General features: G+C 69.2%; 16 protein-coding genes, 2 tRNA genes and 1 pseudogene. 15 read left to right on the top strand and 4 right to left on the bottom strand.

What is annotated here, in order from left to right:
- Positions 1 to 44 precede the first annotated feature (44 nt).
- Positions 45 to 353 carry a SelT/SelW/SelH family protein gene (locus tag DXK32_RS08155; RefSeq protein ID WP_114858048.1) on the top strand — a complete coding sequence of 103 codons (309 nt, stop codon included), beginning with the start codon at positions 45 to 47 and terminating at the stop codon, positions 351 to 353.
- Positions 354 to 363: 10 nt separating this feature from the next.
- On the opposite strand, the gene DXK32_RS08150 is transcribed toward DXK32_RS08155, so the two are convergent.
- Positions 364 to 1497: a D-alanyl-D-alanine carboxypeptidase family protein gene (locus DXK32_RS08150; protein ID WP_114858047.1), complete on the bottom strand. Its 1134-nt coding sequence runs from the start codon at positions 1495 to 1497 to the stop codon at positions 364 to 366.
- A gap of 351 nt (positions 1498 to 1848) precedes the next feature.
- Here DXK32_RS08150 and DXK32_RS08145 point away from each other — a divergent pair, with 351 nt between their 5' ends.
- Positions 1849 to 3450 carry a L,D-transpeptidase family protein gene (locus tag DXK32_RS08145; protein WP_114858046.1) on the top strand — a complete coding sequence of 534 codons (1602 nt, stop codon included), beginning with the start codon at positions 1849 to 1851 and terminating at the stop codon, positions 3448 to 3450.
- 116 nt (positions 3451 to 3566) lie between these two features.
- Complete coding sequence (locus DXK32_RS08140; RefSeq protein WP_114858045.1) at positions 3567 to 3962, top strand: hypothetical protein; 396 nt, start codon at positions 3567 to 3569, stop codon at positions 3960 to 3962.
- Between the two features lie 328 nt (positions 3963 to 4290).
- Here the strand turns inward: DXK32_RS08140 and DXK32_RS08135 are convergent, their stop codons facing one another.
- Together DXK32_RS08135 and DXK32_RS08130 are read right to left on the bottom strand one after the other, a co-directional pair.
- Entirely contained in the window at positions 4291 to 4773 is a 483-nt protein-coding gene (locus DXK32_RS08135) for a MarR family winged helix-turn-helix transcriptional regulator (RefSeq protein ID WP_114858044.1), read from the bottom strand.
- Positions 4774 to 4890: 117 nt separating this feature from the next.
- On the bottom strand, positions 4891 to 5079 hold the full coding sequence (locus DXK32_RS08130) for a hypothetical protein (RefSeq protein ID WP_114858043.1): 189 nt from the start codon (positions 5077 to 5079) through the stop codon (positions 4891 to 4893).
- A gap of 519 nt (positions 5080 to 5598) precedes the next feature.
- Between DXK32_RS08130 and DXK32_RS08125 the strand changes: the two genes are divergently transcribed.
- The 3 genes from DXK32_RS08125 (at position 5599) to DXK32_RS08115 (ending at position 9032) form a co-directional block, all read left to right on the top strand.
- Positions 5599 to 8487 (top strand): ATP-binding protein, encoded by a 2889-nt coding sequence (locus DXK32_RS08125; protein WP_114858042.1) that lies wholly within the window; start codon positions 5599 to 5601, stop codon positions 8485 to 8487.
- Between the two features lie 353 nt (positions 8488 to 8840).
- Positions 8841 to 8927, top strand: a tRNA-Leu gene (locus tag DXK32_RS08120).
- 29 nt (positions 8928 to 8956) lie between these two features.
- A tRNA-Ala gene (locus tag DXK32_RS08115) sits at positions 8957 to 9032 on the top strand.
- 255 nt (positions 9033 to 9287) lie between these two features.
- On the opposite strand, the gene DXK32_RS08110 is transcribed toward DXK32_RS08115, so the two are convergent.
- Complete coding sequence (locus tag DXK32_RS08110) at positions 9288 to 9812, bottom strand: helix-turn-helix domain-containing protein (protein ID WP_114858041.1); 525 nt, start codon at positions 9810 to 9812, stop codon at positions 9288 to 9290.
- Between the two features lie 538 nt (positions 9813 to 10350).
- On the opposite strand from DXK32_RS08110, the gene fliF reads away from it, so the two are divergent.
- The 9 genes and pseudogenes from fliF to DXK32_RS08065 form a co-directional block, all read left to right on the top strand.
- Entirely contained in the window at positions 10351 to 12015 is a 1665-nt protein-coding gene (gene fliF / locus DXK32_RS08105; protein WP_035678562.1) for a flagellar basal-body MS-ring/collar protein FliF, read from the top strand.
- A 4-nt stretch (positions 12016 to 12019) separates the two neighbouring features.
- Positions 12020 to 12790, top strand: coding sequence for a FliH/SctL family protein (locus DXK32_RS08100; protein WP_114858040.1), 771 nt, complete (start codon positions 12020 to 12022; stop codon positions 12788 to 12790).
- A 101-nt stretch (positions 12791 to 12891) separates the two neighbouring features.
- Positions 12892 to 13221, top strand: a complete 330-nt coding sequence (gene fliN / locus DXK32_RS08095; protein ID WP_014198330.1) for a flagellar motor switch protein FliN — start codon at positions 12892 to 12894, stop codon at positions 13219 to 13221.
- A complete protein-coding gene (locus tag DXK32_RS08090; protein WP_114858039.1) occupies positions 13218 to 14084 on the top strand; it encodes a motility protein A in 867 nt (288 codons plus the stop codon). The genes fliN and DXK32_RS08090 overlap by 4 nt, the downstream gene beginning before the upstream one ends.
- Before the next feature lies 1 nt (position 14085).
- Positions 14086 to 15624 carry a sigma-54-dependent transcriptional regulator gene (locus tag DXK32_RS08085; RefSeq protein WP_103039654.1) on the top strand — a complete coding sequence of 513 codons (1539 nt, stop codon included), beginning with the start codon at positions 14086 to 14088 and terminating at the stop codon, positions 15622 to 15624.
- A gap of 35 nt (positions 15625 to 15659) precedes the next feature.
- On the top strand, positions 15660 to 17825 hold the full coding sequence (gene flhA / locus DXK32_RS08080) for a flagellar biosynthesis protein FlhA (protein WP_114858038.1): 2166 nt from the start codon (positions 15660 to 15662) through the stop codon (positions 17823 to 17825).
- A 43-nt stretch (positions 17826 to 17868) separates the two neighbouring features.
- The gene (locus tag DXK32_RS08075; RefSeq protein WP_114858037.1) at positions 17869 to 18927 is read left to right on the top strand and encodes a GTPase; all 1059 of its coding nucleotides are present in this window, start codon (positions 17869 to 17871) and stop codon (positions 18925 to 18927) included.
- Positions 18924 to 19718 (top strand): MinD/ParA family protein, encoded by a 795-nt coding sequence (locus tag DXK32_RS08070; protein WP_014198325.1) that lies wholly within the window; start codon positions 18924 to 18926, stop codon positions 19716 to 19718. The genes DXK32_RS08075 and DXK32_RS08070 overlap by 4 nt, the downstream gene beginning before the upstream one ends.
- 7 nt (positions 19719 to 19725) lie before the next feature.
- Positions 19726 to 20418 (top strand): annotated as a pseudogene (locus DXK32_RS08065) (hypothetical protein); the annotation flags it as partial.

Raw genomic sequence — 20418 nt, 5'->3', positions numbered from 1 at the left:
GCAGGCCCCTCAGGACGACAGCCCAAGCGACAGGAGCGCGGACCGTGACCAGCGAAGCCCCCGACCGGCCCATCCTTCAGATCGAATATTGCCGCCAGTGCCGCTGGATGCTGCGCGCCGCCTGGATGGCGCAGGAGCTCCTGACCACCTTCGAGGACGAGTTGGGCGGCGTCACCCTGATGCCCGGCACGGGCGGCATCTTCGAGGTGCGGCACGGCGCGGCGGTGGTCTGGTCGCGCAAGGAGGAAGGCCGCTTCCCCGACATCACCGAACTGAAGCAGCGGGTGCGCGACCACGTCGCTCCCGATAAGCCTCTCGGCCACGCCGACCGCAAGCGGACGGCGGAGCCGTGAGGGCAGAATTTCAGCGGACGGCCTTCACGTCGGTGACGGCCACCGTCTGCTTGGGCGGCGCGGCGCCGAAGCCCTGCTCCAGCAGGTCGGCGACCTCACGGTCGCGGGAGGCGGCGGTGGTGCCGCCCAGCACGACGGCGACCAGCCGCTGGCCGTTGCGGCTGGCGCTGCCGGCGAGGTTGAAGCCGCTGAGGTTGATGAAGCCCGTCTTGATGCCGTCATAGCCCTCGACCCGGCCGAGCAGCCGGTTGTGGCCGGGCACCACCGTGCCGTTCCAGTCGAAGCGGGTGCGCGAGAAATAGGCGTATTCCCGCGCGGGGCGGGACACCACGGCGCGCGACAGGCGGGCCATGTCGCGGGCGGTGGTGCGCTGCTCCTTGTGCGGCAGGCCGGAGGCGTTGCGGAAGGTGGTGCTGGTCATGCCCAGCGCCTGCGCCTTGTCCGTCATCATCTCGGCGAACTGCTCCTCGCTGCCGCCCAGCGCTTCGGCGAGCACGACGGCGACGTCGTTGGCCGACTTCACGGTCAGGGCGAGGATCGCGTCCTCCACCCGGATGGTCGAGCCGACGGCGAGGTTCAGGCGCGACGGCTTCTGGTTGGTGGCGTGGCGCGACACCGGCAGTTCCTGGTCCAGCCGCAGCGTGCCGCGCTCCAGCGCCTCGAAGGTCAGGAGCAGGGTCATCATCTTGGTCAGCGACGCCGGGTAGGTCAGCGTGTCGGCGTTCTCCGAATCGAGGACCCGCCCCGACTGCGCGTCCATCAGCACATAGGCGTGGACCGGGCGGAAGGCGGCGGCGCCCGCCACGGTGCCGGCGGCGGCCCCGGCGGCGACCCGGCCGGCGCGGCGCGCCTTGCCGGTGCGGTGGACGGCGGCCTTGCGGACGGCAGTCTTGTGAGTGGCCGCTTTGTGGACGGCGGCCTTGTGCGCGGTCCGGACGGCGGCGGGCTTTGCCGCGGTCTTGGACGCTGCGGCCTTCTGGGGCGCAGCCTTGGCGGCCGTCTTGGCGGTGGGCTTGGGCGCCTGCTTGTGCACCGTCTCCTGGGCCGCCTTGGCGAGGGCGTCCACGGGATTGACGGCGACGGGTGTGGCGACGGCCAGGGACAGAAGCAGCGGCAGGACGAAACCGTACGGCGAACGCGGCATGATGGCGACCGGATGGAGAGATGGTCGCCTCCTGTACCCTGAAAGCGGTTAACAAAAAATGTGTCGAATCTCTGGCGCCTCGTGTGATTTTGCGGTTCCGGCGTGAGCGTCACCGTTTACCATTCGATCGGACACCGCTCCGCCGTTGCCTGTGTCGCAGCGGCAACTCTGCTGTGCACATTGTGGCACAGAAGCATCATTCGGCGCGATGTCACTTGTGCCGCACCGCCGCGGGCGTCAGATGTCTTATGCCGAAAGGGCGCTGGTCCCCGCGTGTCGTCCGTGCGACCTCACGCATGAACAGAGCCTTTCGTTAGCCGTCTGTTCATCGCCGCGTGGGATGCTTCGATTATGCTGACGACCATTCGCACCTGCGCCCGGCCCGCCCTCGGATCGAGGCTGGCCGCGTGCCTGCTGGCCGGGCTGCTCGCCCTGCCCGCGCAGGCCGCGCCGTCCACCGCTTCGGGCACCTCCACGGGCCGGGATGTCGTGGGAACCTGGATCGCGCGGATCGACCAGCGCGCCGCCGAACTGGAAGCCATGCCCCGCGTGCAGCAAACGCGCGTGGGCTATGGTTCCGTCCTGAAGAAGGGCGACGGCGGCATGGTCGACGTGGTCGCACCCGGCCCCGTGCGCCCCTCCGATGTGCCGGAGGGCACCGCCCCCGCCGCCGGTACGGCGCCGACGGTCGTGGTGACCCCGCCCGCCGAACCGGTTCCGCAGGCCGATCCGTCGGCGACGCCCGGCAACGCGCTCAGCGGAACGGCGACGCCCGGCACCGTGGTGGAGGTGCTGCCGCCGCCGCCGGCCCTGACCATCCAGGTGCGGGCGCGCGCCGCCGACCGCGTCGGCCGCCTGTCCACCCGGCTGATCGAGCTGGGCTTCCTGAACCAGGAGCAGTGGACGGAGAGCTTCGACGACAACCTCGAAACCGCCGTCCGCGCCTTCCAGCTCTCCGAAGGGCTGATGCAGGACGGCAAGGTCGGCGAGGTCACGCGCCAGGCGCTCGACCGCACGCCCAAGGAGGCCGCCAAGCTGATGCGCGGCGCCACCGCGTCGATGCGCGCCTTCCAGGCGTCGGTTCCCGACACGGTGATCCTGGTCAACCTGCCCAGCCAGACCGTGTCCTACATCGAGCGCGGCAAGCTGAACTTCACCATGCGCGCCGTGGTCGGCCGCCCGTCGCGCCAGACCCCGTTGCTCCAGGACCGCGTCACCAGCGTGACGATCAACCCCACCTGGACCGTGCCGCCGACCGTTCTGGTCGAGGACAAGCTGCCGGTGCTGCGCAAGAAGGGCAACACCGGCATCAAGGACGCCGTCGTCTATCTGGACGGGGTCGAGGTGGTGCCGGAAAGCATCAACTGGTGGCAGGTGACGCCGGAGCGCATCCGCATCGTCCAGAAGCCCGGCGACGACAACGCCCTCGGCCGCTTCCGCTTCAACCTGACCAACGGCGACGGCATCTTCCTGCACGGCACCAACGACCCCCGGCTGTTCGAGCGCGACCTGCGCGCCGCCAGCTCCGGCTGCGTGCGGCTGGCCGACGCCCGGATGGTGGCGGAAACCCTGCTGCGCCCGGCCAAGCTCGACTCGGCGGCGATCGAGCGGCAGCTCGACAGCGGCAAGACCAAGACGGTCTCCCTGCCCAACGCCGTCCCGGTCCGCTTCGTCTACTGGACCTCCACGGTGGAGACGGACGGCACCGTACGGGTGCATCCGGGCATCTACGACGACGTGCCGACCAGTTCCTCCGCTCCATCGGCCACCCAGGCCCCCGCCGCCGCGGGCACCGTCTCGGCCCCGCGCCGGGTTGAGCCGAAGCCGGTCCGTCCGACTCCGGCGGTCGCCCCGCAGGCGGCTCCGGCGCCCGCACAGCCCTCCTCCACGGCCACCCCGGCCCGCGCCGCCGACACGCGCAACGGGGCCGAGGCCGTCCGCACGGCGATGTGACGCCGCGCAGGGGCACGCATTGCCAAACGTAAAAAAGGCGCCGTCTCGACGGCGCCTTTTTCGTACCCATCTTTCTTATGGCGGCGCCCCGTCCCGCGCCGCGGCGGAGGTGCCCGATGACCCCCTTCCCGGCTTCGGCGCGGCTGTGCGCGCTGCTCCTGCCCGTCCTTCTGATGGCTCCGGCTCCGGTGTTCGCCGGCGGCTGGCATGGAGGCAATTTCTTCGGCTTCAGCATTTCGCTGCCGCTGGCCTTCGGCTTTCCACCCCCCGTCTATGTTCCGCCGCCCGCCGCCGTCTATCCGCCCGCCGTCTATCCGCCCGTGGTCTATGCGCCGCTCCCCCGACCGGCTCCGGCGGCACCATTGGCCACCCGGACCTCCCCCACCTATCTCGGCCCCGGCGGGCGCTATTGCCGCGATTTCCAGATGCCGGGAGTCGTCGGCGGGCGCCCCGCGACACTCGTCGGAACGGCCTGCCTGGACCCGGACGGCCAATGGCGGGTGATCGGTTGAGGATGGAGCGGAGAGCGGGCAACTCTATCCGCAATATCGGGATATCCCCAGAAGCTGTGGGTAACTCTGTGAGCGAATCCAGGGGCAACCTGTGAGCACGGCCGTGAATCCACGACCTTGACCGAATTGCCTAAATTTCAGGCACCGATGAAATGCCGGAATTGCCCGGCTTTGGCGGGTTTCAACCGTTCCAACCGAGTCCGCGGAAACAGAAAAGCAACATTCGCAGAGTCAAGGACGCCGTTCAGGTGAATGTGCATAACTCGGGCTAACCCGGACCATTGGCCCTCCCACCGTTTCGACGGGAACGCCGGGGAAGTGCCGGGGCTCACAGGCACAGGCGGGCCAGCAGATCGGCCAGCCGGTTCCGTTCGTCCGCCGACAGGCGTCCGGTCAGTTCGGCCTCCGCCTGGGCGATGGCCGGTCCGGCCGCCTCCACCACCCGACGCCCGCTGTCGGCCAGCCGGACGAGGTTGCGGCGGCGGTCCAGGCTGTCGGGACTGCGCAGGAGGTAGCCACGGTCGATCAGCCGCACCACCACCCCCTGCATGGTGGCCGGGTCCATCGCGATGCTGCGCCCCAAATCGATCTGCGACATCGGCCCGTGCTGGTGCAGCGCCGCCAGCGCCGCCCATTGCGGCGCCGTCAGGTTGAAGCCGGTCAGAGCCTCGCTCAACATTGCGGTGGCGCGCTGGTGAACGCGTCGGATGCGGCTGTGAATGGACTCGGCGGGGGCGGTGCAAAGGGCGACGTCGCAGCCCTCCCTGCCGTCGGCACCATCGTTGCCGGCCATGTCGGTCGGGAAAGCCATGAACGCGGCGGCCTCGTGTCTATGAAGGACGCTTTGGCCTTTAACACCGCTCTGTGTCGGTTGTGTTTCAGGAGCGGCTTACGACATTACCGTTCTGAAATATGACGAAAGTCGAGGTCATTCCGCCGCCTGACGGATCGATGACGCCGCCCCGTCGCGGACCTCCCGCCGCTCCAGATCAATGAGTTCGACCATCCGGCGTTCAACGGCGACCAGATACTCGCGTGTCTCCATCCCGCGGCATTCCCGGCTGTGCCGGCGCAGCAAGGTGATGGCCTGATAGGAGGGGTTGCGGCTCCACGGCATGATCGGCTCGCGCGGAAGGACGGTGGCGGGGGCTCCGATTACAATCGAGAAATATTACGGGAATGCGAGCGGCGCCATGAAAATTGCTCGTTGCGGACGGGACCCTGGATTGCTCGGAACAGTTAGGTCGGCCGCCGTCACGACGCATCGCGCGACCATCCGCGTTCCGGATCGGACGGATTGGGATGTGCGGCGCGCATGGGCACGACCGGAACGGCGGGGCGGCCTGTCGGCGGTTGTCACGGCGATGCCGCCGGCGTCCTGGAATTGGCGTGCGCTCGGGCTGGCTCCCGTCCCGGACGCCGCCGAAGAGCGCCGCCGAGGAGGGCCGCGGCGCCAAAGCAAAATGGAGTTATGCGGGCCGTTAATCGTTGCATCTCCGCCCCCATGTGGCATGAACGCCCTGTGGAGTTTGAAGAACATCCACCGCCGACGGCCCTGTCGCAACGGCCACCCGCGCCGGTTCAGCCCACACGGGCGGGGGAATGGCCATCCCTCCTTCATCAGATTTCCTTGGCAATGCCCCATTATCTGCGTCTGTTTCTCTTGATCGTGGCCGCCGTGGTGCCGCTCGCGGTGCTCCAGTTCATGACGCAGCACAGCCTGTGGCAGGATCGGGAGAACGAGGTGCGCAACGACACCCTGCGCCTTCTCGACCTGCTCGACGCCGAGCAGCAGCGCATCGCCGCAGAGGCGCGGCAGGTGCTGGCGACCATCGTCGAATCCGGCGTGCCGCAGGCGGGACCGCCGGGTTGCCAGCAGACCATGGACCGGCTGCGCGCCCGCTATCCCGCCTATCTGTCGGTGGAGGTGGCCGACCGGCAGGGCCGGGTGTGGTGCGCGACCGACCCGGTCTCGCTGGGCGTCGATCTCGGTGGCATCCGCACCTTTCAGAACGCGCTGGCCACCGGCGCCCTGACGATGGGCGAGTATGGGCTGCGCGACCCCAACCAACGCCCCATCCTGCCCTTCCGCCTGGCCTACCCGTCGCCGGACGGCATGCCGGGCGGCCCCTTGGACGGGCCCCTGGGCGGCGTGGTGACGGTGCTTCTCGACGCCCGCTGGCTGGAGGAGAATCTGGGCCACCGCCCCCTGCCCCCGGGCATGGAGATGGTGATCGCCGACCGCCAGGGCCATGCGGTGGCGCGCCTGCCGGAGGCGCCCGAGGCCATCGGGCAGCCCCTGCCCACCCCCATGCTCCAGGCCATGCGCACGGCGCGGGGGACCCGGTCGGTCGCGGTCTTCGAGACCGGCGGGGTGGAGCGGATGGTGGTCTCCGCCCCCCTGGACACCGGCACCGGCGAATCGATGATCGCCATCGGGATCGACCGCGACGCGGCGATGCGCCCGGTCCGGGACGCCATGGCCTTTTCGCTGGCGCTGTTCGGCGGGGTGCTCCTGCTCACCTGCCTGGGGGCGGCCTGGGGGATGCGCCAGTTCCTGCGCGTGCGCGAGCGGATGCTGGAGACGGTGGTCGAAAAGGCGTCGGTCCTGGAGAGCACGACGGACGCCGTGGCCGAACTCGACCGGTCCTGGCGGGTCGTCTTCGTCAACGAACGGGCGCGGGCCCTTCTGCCCGACTCCGGAGACGCCGTGGGCCGGAACGGACGTCAGGCCTTTGCGGAGCTGATGGCCGGCGAATCCGGGCGGACCCTGCAGCAGGCCATGGAGCACCGCGAAGCGGTGGAGTTCGAGACACGGGGGCCGCGCAGCGGCGTCTGGTTCGCCGTGCGCGCGTTCCCCTCGCGCAAGGGCCTTGCCCTCTATTTCCGGGACGCGACGGAGCGCCGGCGCCTGGAGGACGAACGCACGCTCCTGACCCGGCAGCTTGAGGCGGAGCGCAGCCTGCTGACGGCCATCCTGGATCACCTGCCCTCCGGGCTGCTGGTGGCCGAGGCGCCGAGCGGGCGGATCGTCAGGGTCAACGACACGGCGCTCCGCCTCCTCGGCGGCCCGCCGCCTTCCGCCGCCGGCTGCGGCTGCGACGGCACGCGGACCTGCAACGGCGGCGCCTGCTTCGGCGAGGGACGCTGCCCACTGACCCGCGCCCTGCGGACGGGCGAGACGGTGGAGCAGGAGGACATGCCCTACACCCGGCCCGACGGCACCGCCATGACCCTGTCGGTCAGCGCCACGCCGGTCCGCGGCGCCGATGGCCGAACGGCCCTGGCGATCTGCACCTTGCGCGACGTCGGCGAACGCAAGGCGATGGAGCAGGCGCTGCAGCGCGCCAAGGAGGAAGCCGACGAGGCCAACCGCGCCAAATCGAAATTCCTCGCCGCGGCCAGCCACGATCTGCGCCAGCCGATGCAGTCCATGTTCCTGTTCACCGGCATCCTGCACCGCTTCATCCGCGACGAGCAGGGGCAGCGCAGCCTGGAAATGCTGGAGCGCGGCCTGGACACGCTGAAGGGGCTGCTCGACAGCCTGCTGGACGTGTCGCGGCTGGACGCCGGGGCGGTCGATCCGCGCGTGGAGCCCTTCCCCCTCAACAGCCTGCTGGACGAGATCGCCGCATCCTACGCGCCGATCCTGGAGAGCAAGAAGCTGGCCTTCCGCATCGTGCAGGACCGCGCGGTGACGGTGCTCAGCGACCGCGTGCTGCTGGGCCGGATGGTGCGCAACCTGCTGGAGAACGCCGTCAAGTACACCGAGCGCGGGGCGGTGCAGATCACCGTCCGGGTGCAGGGCGACCACGTGCGGATCGAGGTCGGCGACACCGGGATCGGCATCCCGCCCGACCAGTTGACCCGCATCTTCGCGGAGTTCCACCAGCTCAACAACCCGGAACGCGACCGGGCGCGCGGCCTCGGCCTCGGCCTCGCCATCGTGCAGCGGCTGTCGGCGATCCTCGATCATCCCGTGGAGGTGAAATCCCAGCCGGAGCGTGGGTCCGTCTTCGCCATCACGGTGCCGCTGGCCGCGGTGGAGACAGCGCCGGCGCCGCCGCCGGTTGCCGCCTCCGCCTTCACCGGCGGCGGAGAGGCCCTGCGCGCCCTGCTGGTGGACGACGACGCCATCGTCCTGCTGGGGCTGCGCGACATGTTCCGCGAATGGGGCTACGAGGTGCGGATCGCCGGTTCCACCGACGAGGCGGTGGCGAAGATCGAAGCGGACGGGCGCCTGCCCGACGTGATGCTGGTCGATTACCGCCTGCGCGAAGGGCGCGTAGGCACGGAAGCGGTGGTGCGCGTCCGCGCCATGGCCGGACGGGACGTGCCCGCGGTGATCCTGACCGGAGAGGCCGGCCCGGAATGCGAGATGGACGCCGCCGCGCACGGGCTGGAGGTGGTCCGCAAGCCGGTGACGCCGCGCCAGCTCCGGCGCGTTCTGGACCGCGCCATGGCGAAACAGGCGGCGTCGGCGAAGCCTGTGACCGGCGCGACCGGCGAGCGTCTCCCCCTGTAGGCTGGCCCCTGTGGGCTGGCCCCTATAGGCCGACCCCTGTGGGCTGGCTCGGGCGCCCGGACAAGAAAGCGGCCCGCCGTCCTGCTGAACGGCGGGCCCTTGAGGTGCAAAACAGGGAGGCACACGCCCTTGGGGCACACAGAACATAGCGACGGCGCCCGCCCCGCGCGAAAGGGGGAAAGTCGTAGCGTCCGGCGTGCCCGGGGTGCATCGAAGGGAGCGGGGACGCCCCGAAAAAATGATCGCCTCGAAAAATGATTGCCCCGAACGATTTCGCTTGAGTGCCGCCGGCGGCGCGGCTATATCAGCGCTCCCGCGTCGCCCCAAGGGACGCGGGACAAAGAGCAGACGATGCGCTTGTGGCGGAATTGGTAGACGCGCTAGGTTCAGGTCCTAGTGGCTGAAAGGCCGTGGGGGTTCGAGTCCCTCCAAGCGCACCAACACTTCTTGTGTTGGTCTGATCATAAGTGGGGCCATAGCTCAGCTGGGAGAGCGCTACAATGGCATTGTAGAGGTCAGGAGTTCGATCCTCCTTGGCTCCACCATCATGAAGCCAGCAACCCCGACGGGTTGCTGGCTTTTTCCTTTTGGCCCGGCGCATCGGCCGGACTTTATGCGTCGACCGCCGCGCCTGGAGCCGGCGTGCTTGGAGCCTGGACGCTTCTCAGGGGGCGTGAAGCGACCGGGACGCAGAACCCGCCATGACCCTGCCATAGATTTGGCAGGGCCGGCGATACCCCTCAGGAAACCGGGCGGGTAAGCCGCATGGAGCCGTGCCCCTGGGCCACCCCGCCCGCGCCTCACGCCTGTCCGACGCTGTGGCTGGCACCGCGCCCGCGGCGGCCCCGCGCGGCCTGCGGATCGACACCTCCCACATCCTCGCCGAGGGGCGGGTCGCCAGCGCCGTCGGCCTGGTCGGCGCAGCGTTCGGCCAACTCCCGGATCGCCCCGCGGATCTCCGGGTCCCGGATGTTCTGGAAGTAGCGGGCGAGCATCAGCGCCTCGCGGGACCGCAGCGTGCCCTCCGACTCCTCCGTTTGCGGACTGGCGGTGCCCGCCTCCTGGGCGGCGTGGCGTTCCTCCAGCCCTTCGAAGAAGACGGAGACCGGGACCCGGAAGAACTGCGCCAGCTTGAACAGCCGGCTGGCCGAAACCCGGTTGAAGCCACGTTCGTACTTCTGAAGCTGCTGGAAGGTCAGCCCCAAAGCCGACGCGACGTCGCTCTGACTCAAACCGGCAAGCATGCGCAACTCGCGCAGGCGCTGCCCAACAAACACATCGACCTCGTTGAGGCCTTCCTTCTTCTCACGTCCACGTCTTTTCACGGTATTCCCCCATCGGCAACGGTGGCAAAGCCCCATATCGCGCGAAGCAACATTCGGTTTTGCGTTGGAAAGATTCCAACGCGCTTGTGCCACGATCTTTTTGGTATCGGATAAGCGACCATTGCAACTCAGCTATGACGCCGAGGTCGTAAAGTCAACCACCGTTGCAATATTTACTACCTACGCCCAAACAAACCATAGAAAGAGAATGGGTATACGCGCGCAAATCATTCCTTCTTTCGAGGTAACTTTTAATTGCTTGCCTTGGAAATGATCGGACGGCCGCGCTTTCGTGGAGAAACGCTTCGCCGTTTCTCGCTCGCCGGTCGGCAAAGGAACGTTGCAGGCGCGCACCGGTAGGCACAATTTGCCGGGCACTGGGCAATTTCTGCCCACGGATTAACACTCTCTTCATCAAGACAGCCCAGCATGCGCAGGAAAGCGGGGACCGGCGCGGTTTTTGCAAATTCCTTTTTTGCGTCTGCGAAATCAAGAACTTCCCGGAGATCCACCCGGGCATCCGATCGGGGACTAGCGCGTGAACAACCTTCTGCAGACCTTGCGCAACCTGGGCCCCGCGCGCTTGGCCGCCATCGGCGGCGTCGGCCTGCTCCTGATCGGATTCTTCGTCTATCTAATGACGCGCCTCTCCACCCCGGAGATGGAGCTTCTCTACGCCGAACTCCAGCCCACCGAGGCCGCGGCCATCGCCAAGAAGCTGGAGGAGGCGAAAGTCCCCTTCACGGTGGACAAGACCGGCACGAAGATCATGGTCGCCGCCGAGCAGGTGGGGCCGACCCGCATGCGGATGGCCGCCGCCGGCCTGCCGTCGGGCGGCTCGATCGGCTACGAGCTGTTCGACAAGGGCGAAGGCTTCGGCGCCACCAGCTTCATGCAGAACATCAATCATCTGCGCGCCCTGGAAGGCGAGATGGCGCGCACGGTGCAAACGCTGAACGGGGTGCAGAGCGCCCGCGTCCATCTGGTGCTGCCCAAGCGCGAGCTGTTCGCGCGTCAGCAAAACCCGGCGACGGCCAGCATCTTCATAAAGCTGCGCCCCGGCGCCCAGCTGTCGCGCGAGAACATCCAGGCGATCCAGCACCTGATCGCCGCCTCGGTGCCGAACCTCGACCCCAGCCGAATCTCCATCGTCGACGACAAGGGCACCCTGCTCGCCCGCGGCACCGGCAACGACAGCGCGGACGCCATGCTGGCCTCGGCGGAGGAGAAGAAGGTCGCCTACGAGAGCCGCATCGCCCGCATCATCGAGGATCTGCTGGGCCGCACCGTCGGCTACGGCAAGGTCCGGGCGGAGGTCTCGGCGGACCTCGACTTCGACCGCATCACCACGCAATCCGAAATCTTCGATCCGGAAAGCCAGGTCGTCCGCTCCACCCAGACGGTGACGGAGGCGAACGAGAGCCACGACCGCGACCCGCTGTCGCCGGTCACCGTGGACCAGAACCTGCCGACCGCGCAGTCGGGCAACAACGCCGGACCGATCTCGCAGAACAAGCAGAACCGCAGCGAAGAGACGATCAACTACGAGATCAGTCGGACGACCAAGAACCACGTCCGCGAATCCGGGCAGGTCCGCCGCCTGTCGGTCGCAGTGCTGGTCGACGGCACCTACAGCCTGCCCAAGGACGGCAACCCGGCGGCCTACCAGCCGCGGCCGGAGCAGGAGCTGGAAAGCATCAAGGCGCTCGTCCGCTCCGCCGTCGGCCTCGACGCCGTGCGCGGCGACACGCTGGAAGTCATCAACATGCGCTTCTGGTCGCCGGAAGACGACATCCAGAAGCCGGAGGAGCTGTTCCTCGGCATGACCAAGGACGACCTGTTCCGCATCGCCGAGATGGTCGTGCTGGGCATCGTCGCCGTCCTCATCATCCTGCTGGTCATCCGCCCGCTGATCACCCGCGCCTTCGAGAAGGCCGACCAGCAGGAGGAGGACGACATGGACCGCCTGCTGGCCGACCAGAGCGGCATGCCCGCCGCCCTGGCCGCGCCGACCGGCGCGCTGGCCCAGGATCTCGCCCTGGAGGCCGCCCAGGCCGACGAGGAGCTGGAGCAGATGATCGACATTAACCGCGTCGAAGGCCGCGTCCGCGCCTCCTCGCTGCGCAAGGTGGGCGAGATCGTCGAGAAGCACCCGGAGGAAGCGGTGTCGATCCTGCGCAACTGGCTGTATCAGGAGAGCTGACGCGATGAGTTCGGTCCGCAAATTCCTGTTCGACGAGTCCTTCGACGTGGACGCGCCGCCGCGCCGGCAGCATCAGGCCGACGACGACTATTTCGACAACATCCCCCTGCCGGAACCGGAGCCCGAACCGGAGCCGGAACTGCCGCCCGAGCCGCCGCCACCGGTGTTCGGCGAAGCCGATCTGGCCGCCGCCCGCTCCGAAGGCTATGCCGAGGGCGAGACCGCCGGCAAGTCGACGGGCTACGGCAAGGGCTTCGTGGACGGCAACAACGCCGGCCGCAAGGACGGCTACGAGCAGGCCCGCGTCGAGATCGAGGCGACGGTGCAGGCGCGGACCGCCAACGCGCTGGAAACCATCGGCAACGGCGTGCAGCATCTGCTGAACGAGCATTACGCCACCAGCGCCCAGCGGGCCGACCAGCCCGTGCACATCGCGCTGGCCATCGTCCGCAAGCTGATGCCCGAACTGGCGCGGCGCGGCGGGCTGCTGGAGGTGGAAGGGCTGGTGCGCTCCTGCCTGACCGACCTGATCGACGAGCCGCGGCTGGTGGTGCGCGTCGCCGACGACATGGTGGACGCGGTGCGCGAGCATCTGGACCAGGTGATCGCGGCCCGCGGCTTCGGCGCCAAGCTGATGGTGGTGGGCGATTCCGGCCTCGCGCCGGGAAGCTGCCGGATCGAATGGGCCGAAGGCGGGGTCGAGCGCGACACCGCCGGCCTGCTCGCCCAGATCGAACGGCGGATGGCCGGCCTGCTGGAGGCGCCGCCGGGCTGACGTCCCGGCGGACCGAGCGGACCGATGGCGGCGGACCGATGGCGGCGGACCGGTTGCGGCGAACAGGATTTTTCAGGTTCTAAGGGCTTCTGGAGACTTCGATGGCCAAGGACAGCTTCTCCCTCGACGAGTTGGACGGCGGCGGCCGCAGCGACATTGCGGAGTATGAGACCGGCCTGGGTCCGGCCAAGGATCTGGAAGCGGTCTACGACATCCCCGTCCAGATCTCCGCCGTGCTCGGCAAATCGACCATGCAGGTCAGCCAGCTTCTCAAGCTCGGGCGCGGCGCGGTGGTGGAGCTGGACCGCAAGGTCGGCGAGGCCATCGACATCTACGTGAACAACCGTCTGGTCGCCCGCGGCGAGGTCGTGGTCGTGGAAGACCGGCTGGGCATCACCATGACCGAAATCATCAAGTCGGACCGCGGATGAGCCTCACACGAGACAGCGCCGAATCGTCCCGCCGGGGCGGGCGTTCGGCCCGCCCGCGCGGCGGGGTGGACATGGCGACGCTGGTCGGTCTGGCCGCCGCCGCCGTGGTCATCTTCGTCGCCATGGCGTCGGGCGGCAGTCTGCGCGCCTTCGTCGACCCGCCGTCGCTCATCATCGTGCTGGGCGGCACGCTGGCGGTCACCACCGCCTCCTTCTCGCTGTCCGACGTGGCCATCGCGTGGCGCGACGCCGGGGCGGTGCTGATCCACCGGACCAGCGACCCGCGCGGCGTGGCCCGACAGGTGCTCCTGCTCGCCGAGGCGGCGCGGCGGGCGCCGGAGACGCTGCGCAACGTCCTGCCGGAGCTGAAGCACGAGTCCTTCCTGCACCGCTCGGTCACGCTGGTGGCCGAGGGGCTGCCGCCCGACGACATCGAGCGGATGCTGATCGGCGAGGTCGAGGCGTCGGGCGCCGGCAAGGTCAAGAGCGCCGGCGTGCTGCGCCGCGCGTCGGAGGTGGCGCCGGCCATGGGGCTGATCGGCACGCTGGTCGGCCTCGTCCAGATGCTGGGCAGCCTGAACGACCCGTCGAGCATCGGCCCGGCCATGGCGCTGGCCCTGCTGACCACCTTCTACGGGGCGGTGCTTGGCAACGTCGCGCTCGCTCCGCTGGCCGCCAAGGTGGAGCGGACGGCGGAGGAGGACGCGCTCGTCAAGACTCTCTACACCATCGGCGCGGTATCCATCGCGCGTCAGGAAAATCCGCGGCGTCTGGAGATGCTCCTGAACGCCGTTCTTCCGCCTGGAAAGCGGATTCAGTACTTCGACCGGGACTCCGACCGGGGTTCTCCGAGGGGAGCGTAAGATGCGTCTGCTGATCGTTGGAACGTTGGAAGGGTACATCACCGCCGCTGGCAAGATCGCCATGCAGCGCGGGGCGAAGGTGTCCCACACCGACAGCATCGAGGGCGCCCTGAACGCCCTGCGCGCGGCGGCGGGGGCGGACCTCGTGATGATCGACGTCAAACTCGACATCGCGACCTTCATCGAGAGCCTGAAGGCGGAACGGATCACCATTCCCGTGGTGGCCTGCGGCATCGGCACCGACGCCGCGGCGGCGGTGAAGGCGATCCGCGCCGGCGCCAAGGAATACATCCCCCTGCCCCCCGACGCGGAGCTGATCGCCGCCGTGCTGGAGGCGGTGGCGGAGGAAAGCCACGCCATCGTCTGCCAGGACCCGGCCATGCTGGCGACCCTGCGGCTGGCGGATCAGGTGGCGCCCAGCGACGCCTCGGTCCTGATCACCGGCGAGAGCGGCACCGGCAAGGAGCTGATGGCCCGCTACATCCACCGCAAGAGCCGGCGCTCCGACGCGCCCTTCGTCGCGGTGAACTGCGCGGCCATCCCGGAGAACCTTCTGGAATCGGAGCTGTTCGGCCATGAGAAGGGCGCCTTCACCGGCGCCGTCGCCCGCCGGCTCGGCCGCTTCGAGGAGGCCAACGGCGGCACCCTGCTGCTCGACGAGCTGTCGGAGATGCACCCGCGGCTCCAGGCCAAGCTGCTGCGCGCCATCCAGGAGAAGGAGATCGACCGCATCGGCTCGTCCCAGCCGGTGAAGGTCAACGTCCGTCTGGTCGCCACCTCCAACCGCAACCTGGAGAACGAGGTCCGCGCCGGCAACTTCCGCGAGGATCTCTATTTCCGGCTGAACGTGTTCAGCGTCGCCATCCCGTCGCTGCGCGAGCGGCCGGCCGACATTCCGCTGATCGCCGATCATTTCCTGAAGAAATACGCGCAGGCCAATGGGCTGGGCGAGAAGCGGCTGTCGGACGACGCGCTGTTGATGCTGCGCGCCCACCACTGGCGCGGCAACGTGCGCGAGCTGGAAAACACCATGCACCGCGCCGTCCTGCTCTCCAAGTCGGAGACGGTCGGACCGGACGCGATCATGCTGACCAGCCAGCTGCTCGCTCCGGAAGGCTCGGCGCAGGCGTCGATCCCGACCAATTCGCCGGTCGCCAATCCCTTCGCCGGGCCGGGCGGCACGGTGCCGCAGGCGCCGCGCGGCTATGGCCAGCCGGCGCCCGGCTACCCGACCTCCTACGCGCCGCCGCAGGGCCACGCCGCGGGGGCCGCGGCCTACGGCAACGCCGGAGCGTCGTCCTATGGCAACGCCGGAGCGGCGCCCGGCGCCCCCGCCGTCCAGGGCCTCGTCGGCCGCACGGTGGCGGAGGTCGAGCGCGACCTGATCATCGGCACGCTGTCGCACTGCCTGGGCAACCGCACCCACGCGGCGAACATCCTGGGCATCTCGATCCGCACGCTGCGCAACAAGCTGAAGCAGTACAGCGAGGAGGGCGTGCCGGTGCCGCCGCCGGGCAGCGAGGAACGGGCGGCCTACTGATCCGCTGATCGGAGGAAAGGCGGAGGAGCGGCGGCATGGCATTGACCGAACACAATCCGGGGGCACGCGCGGGCGGCGGCGGCAACATGGCCGCGCTGACCGACATGGTGACCGTCGCCAAGGGCGCGCTGAAGCGCGGCGACCTCATCATGGCGGCCGGCATCATGCTGATCGTCGTCGGGCTGATCCTGCCGCTGCCGCCGATGCTGCTCGACATGATGCTCGGGCTGAACGTCACCATCTCGATCCTGATCCTGATGGTGGTGCTGTTCATCGAGAAGCCGCTGGAGCTGTCGTCCTACCCGACGATCCTGCTCATCACCACGCTGCTACGCCTGTCGCTGAACATGGCGTCGACCCGCCTGATCCTGACCCAGGGGCACGAGGGGACGTCCGCGGCGGGTCATGTGATCGAGGCCTTCGCCGGCTTCGTCATGGGCGGCGACTTCATCATCGGCGTGATCGTCTACGCGATCCTGACGATCGTGAACTTCAAGGTCATCACCGCCGGTTCGGGCCGCATCGCCGAAGTGGCGGCGCGCTTCACCCTGGACGCCATGCCCGGCAAGCAGATGGCCATCGACGCCGACCTGTCCGCCGGCATGATCGACGAGACCACCGCCCGCGCCAAGCGCAAGGAGCTGGAGGACGAAAGCGCCTTCTTCGGCTCCATGGACGGTGCGTCGAAGTTCGTCAAGGGCGACGCCGTCGCCGGCCTGATGATCATGTTCATCAACATCATCGGCGGCGTGTCGCTGGCGGTCCTGCGCTACGACATGCCGATCCTGCAGGCGCTGGACACCTTCACCAAGCTGACCATCGGCGACGGCCTCGTCTCGCAGATCCCGGCGCTGGTCATCTCCATCTCCGCCGGCTTCCTGGTGTCGAAGGCCGGCACCGGCGGCTCCACCGACAAGGCGGTGGTCGGGCAGCTCACCAACCACATCAGCGCGCTCGGCCTGTCGGCGGGCGCCATGACCCTGCTGGCCCTGATGCCGGGCATGCCGGTGCTGCCCTTCCTGCCGGTGATCGCCGCCATCGGGGCCGCCGCCTGGTATCTGCCGAAGTTGCGCGCCAAGAAGGAGGCGGAGGAGGCGGAGGCCGCCGCCGCCGAGGCCGCGGGCATGGGCGGGCCGGGCGGCGGGGCCGCCCCGGTGGCCGACGAGCCGATCGCCACGGCGCTGGCCATCGACCTGATCCGGCTGGAGCTGGGCTACGGCCTGCTGTCGCTGATCAACCAGCCGCAGGCGGGCAGCCACCGGCTGACCGACCAGATCAAGGGCCTGCGCCGCCAGATCGCCGGCGAGGTCGGCTTCGTCATGCCCGCCGTGCGCATCCAGGACAACCTGCAGCTTCCGCCCAACGCCTACATCATCCGCGTCAAGGAGATCGAGGCGGGGCGCGGCGACATCCGCCCGAACATGCTGCTGGTCATGGACCCGCGCGGCGAGGCGATGAGCCTGCCCGGCGAGCAGACGGTGGAGCCGACCTTCGGCCTGCCGGCCATCTGGATCGAGCCGGGCTACCGCGAGGAGGCGCTGTTCAAGGGCTACACGGTGGTCGACCCGTCCACGGTCATCACCACGCACCTGACCGAACTCATCAAGGACAACATGCCGGAGCTGCTGTCCTTCACCGAGACCCAGAAGCTGCTGGACGAGCTGGACAAGGAGCACCAGAAGCTGATCGCCGACGTGGTGCCGGCGCAGATCACTGTGGGCGGTTTGCAACGGGTGTTGCAGAACCTGCTTGCAGAACGGGTGTCGGTACGCGATCTTGCGACCATTCTGGAAGGCGTGTCCGAAGCGGCAAGCCAAACCCGCAGCATCACGCAGATCACCGAGCATGTGCGCACGCGCCTGGCGCGGCAGATCTGCGACGCGAACATCAACGAGATGGGAGTGATCCCGCTCGTCACCCTGTCCCCCGAGTGGGAGCAGGGGTTCGCGGAGTCGCTGGTGGGCGATGGCGACGACCGGCAACTGACGATGGCGCCAAGCCGGCTTCAGCAATTCATCACTTCGGTCCGCCAAACCTTCGAGCGACACGCCATGATGGGCGAGACCCCCGTCCTGTTGACCAGCCCGCTGATCCGTCCCTTCGTCCGCTCGATCGTCGAGCGGTTCCGGCCGGCCACCGTGGTGATGTCGCAGAACGAGATCCACCCCAAGGCGCGGATCAAGACCCTGGGGCAGATCTGATGCAGGCCATGACGAACCAGTGTGACGGGCGGGGAGCGGGCCGATGCGGCTGAAGTCGTTCCACGCCAAGTCCATGTCCGAAGCCATGCGCATGGTCCGCCAGACGCTGGGCGACGATGCCATCATCGTCGCCACGCGCGAGGAGGACGGCGGCGGCGTTCGCGTGACCGCGGCGGTGGAGGACGACGATCTGCTGATGGCGCAGGCGCGCACGGCCCAGCCGGCCCGGACCCGCCCCGTGGTGGTGGTCGAGGAGGAGCCGGAGATCGACGTGGGCGAGGTGGTGGCCGACGTGCTGCACCGCCACGGCGTGCCCGCCGCGCTGGCCGAGCAGCTGATCGACGCCGCCGCCGGGCTGGACACCGACGACCCCGCGCTGGCGCTGGGCGCCGCCCTCGACTCCATGTTCACCTTCAGCCCGCTGCAGGACCGGCGCGGCGGCAACAAGCCGCTGATCCTGGTCGGCCCGCCGGGCAGCGGCAAGACGCTGATCGTCGCCAAGCTGGCCGCCCAGGCGGTGTTCCGCAAACGCTCGGTCGGCGTGATCACCACCGACACGGTTCGCGCCGGCGGCATGGAACAGTTGGCCGCCTTCACGCGTCTGATGAAAATCAAACTGGCGACGGTGGAGGACCCCGACGCGCTCGCGGGCGCGTTCGAGGTCAGCCGCGGCGCCGACGTCGTCCTGGTGGATACCGCCGGGCGCAACCCCTACAACCGGGAAGACATGGCCGACCTCAAGGCCCTGCTGTCCGCCGGGGTGGCCGAGCCGATCCTCGTGCTTCCCGCCGGGCTGGACGCCATGGAAGCCGCCGACATCGCCCAATCCTTCAAGGCGCTGGGCGTGCGGCGGATGCTGATCACCCGGCTCGACATGGCGCGTCGGCTGGGCAGTCTCCTGGGCACCGCGCACCGCGCGCGGATGGCCTTCTGCAACGCCAGCGTTTCCTCCAAGGTGGCCGAGGGGCTGACACCGCTGAACCCGGTGGCCTTCGCCCGCCTGATGATGCCCGCCGAGGACAAGGCGGCGCGCAACCGGCCCAAGCCGGTGGCTCCTGCCAAGACCAAAGCCGTTCGTTCTTCGTCGAGGACCATCCCATGACCGATCCGGTGTTTCCGGCCGCCCTCAAGAACGTTCACCCGCTGCGCGGTGCCAACGTCATCGCCGTGGCCAGTGGAAAGGGCGGCGTCGGCAAGACGTGGTTCTCGATCACGCTCGCCCACGCGCTCACCAAGATGGGCAAGAACTCGCTGCTGTTCGACGGCGACCTCGGCCTCGCCAACGTCGACATCCAGCTCGGCTTCCAGCCGAAGAACGATCTGGGCGCGGTCATCAACGGTGACGTGACGCTGGGCCGCGCGGCCCAGCGCTACACCGAGGGCGGCTTTGACATTATCGCCGGCCGCTCCGGCTCCGGGACGCTCGCCCAGCTGCCGAGCCAGCGCCTGTCCGGCCTGCGCAACGACCTGATGGAGCTGGCCCGGCGCTACGACTGCGTCATCATGGACATGGGCGCCGGCGTCGACCGCACGGTGCGCACCCTGTCCGGCCCGGCCGGGACGACGCTGGTGGTGACGACGGACGAGCCGACCTCGCTGACCGACGCCTACGCCTTCATCAAGCTGACCCACGCCACCAACCCCACCGCCGACCTGCGCGTCGTGGTGAACATGGCGCAGAGCGTGAAGGACGGCGAGCGCACCTACGGCACCATCCTGAAGGCCTGCCAGAACTTCCTGAAGTACAAGCCCGCGCTGGCCGGCATCATCCGCCGCGACCTGAAGGTGCGCGACGCCATCCGCAACCAGTCGCCGCTGCTGACCCGCTCCCCCAGCTCCGACGCTGCGCGGGACGTGCTGGCCATCGCCCAGCGGCTTCTGAACGGCCAGTAAGGCCGGGATGGGGGGCGCCCTTCCTCCCCCGGTCGCCGCGGCGCCCGCCGCCCCGGCGGCGGCCACCCCCGCGCCCGCCCCGGTGGCGGTCGCCGAGGGCACGGTCAAGGCGCTGCCGGAGCGGCTGCAGGACATCGCCCGCCCGGTGGTGCTGACCGGCACCGTCGTCGGCACCACGCCGGAGGGCTTGGCCCGCGTGCGCACACAGGCCGGCGAGCTGCTCGTGCAGACCCCGACGCCGCTGCCCGCCGACAAGCCGGTGACGCTTCAGATCACCCCGGCGCAGGTGCTTCTGGAACAGGCCCAGGCCGCACCGACCGATTCCGCCGCGGCGTCCCCCACCCAGAGTCTCGCGGCGAAGGTTCTGGTGCTGACCCAGGGCACCGCCTCGACCACCGCGCCGAATGTCCCGACCGCGCCGACAACGAGCGGACCGGCGCAAATCATCCCCGGCCAGACCGGCGCGGCACGGCCTCAGGGTTCGGCGACACCGGTGGTGATCCTGCCCAGCCCGGCGTCCGCCACGCCGACAACGGGGCCGGCGGGCCAACCGCTTCCCCTGCTGCTGCCCGGCTCCATCGTTCCGGCCCTGGTCATCGCCGCGGCGCCGAAGCCGCCGGCCCCACCCGGCGCGGCCCCGGCCCTGCCCGGCCAGCCCACCGCCACACCGGCGGCGCCGCTGCCGCCGTCCGTGACGGGA

It is taken from the genome of Azospirillum brasilense, from assembly GCF_003349955.1.
GTDB lineage: Bacteria > Pseudomonadota > Alphaproteobacteria > Azospirillales > Azospirillaceae > Azospirillum > Azospirillum brasilense_B.
The sequence above is the reverse complement of the archived record's forward strand: the minus strand, read 5'-3'. Positions and strand labels throughout refer to the sequence as shown.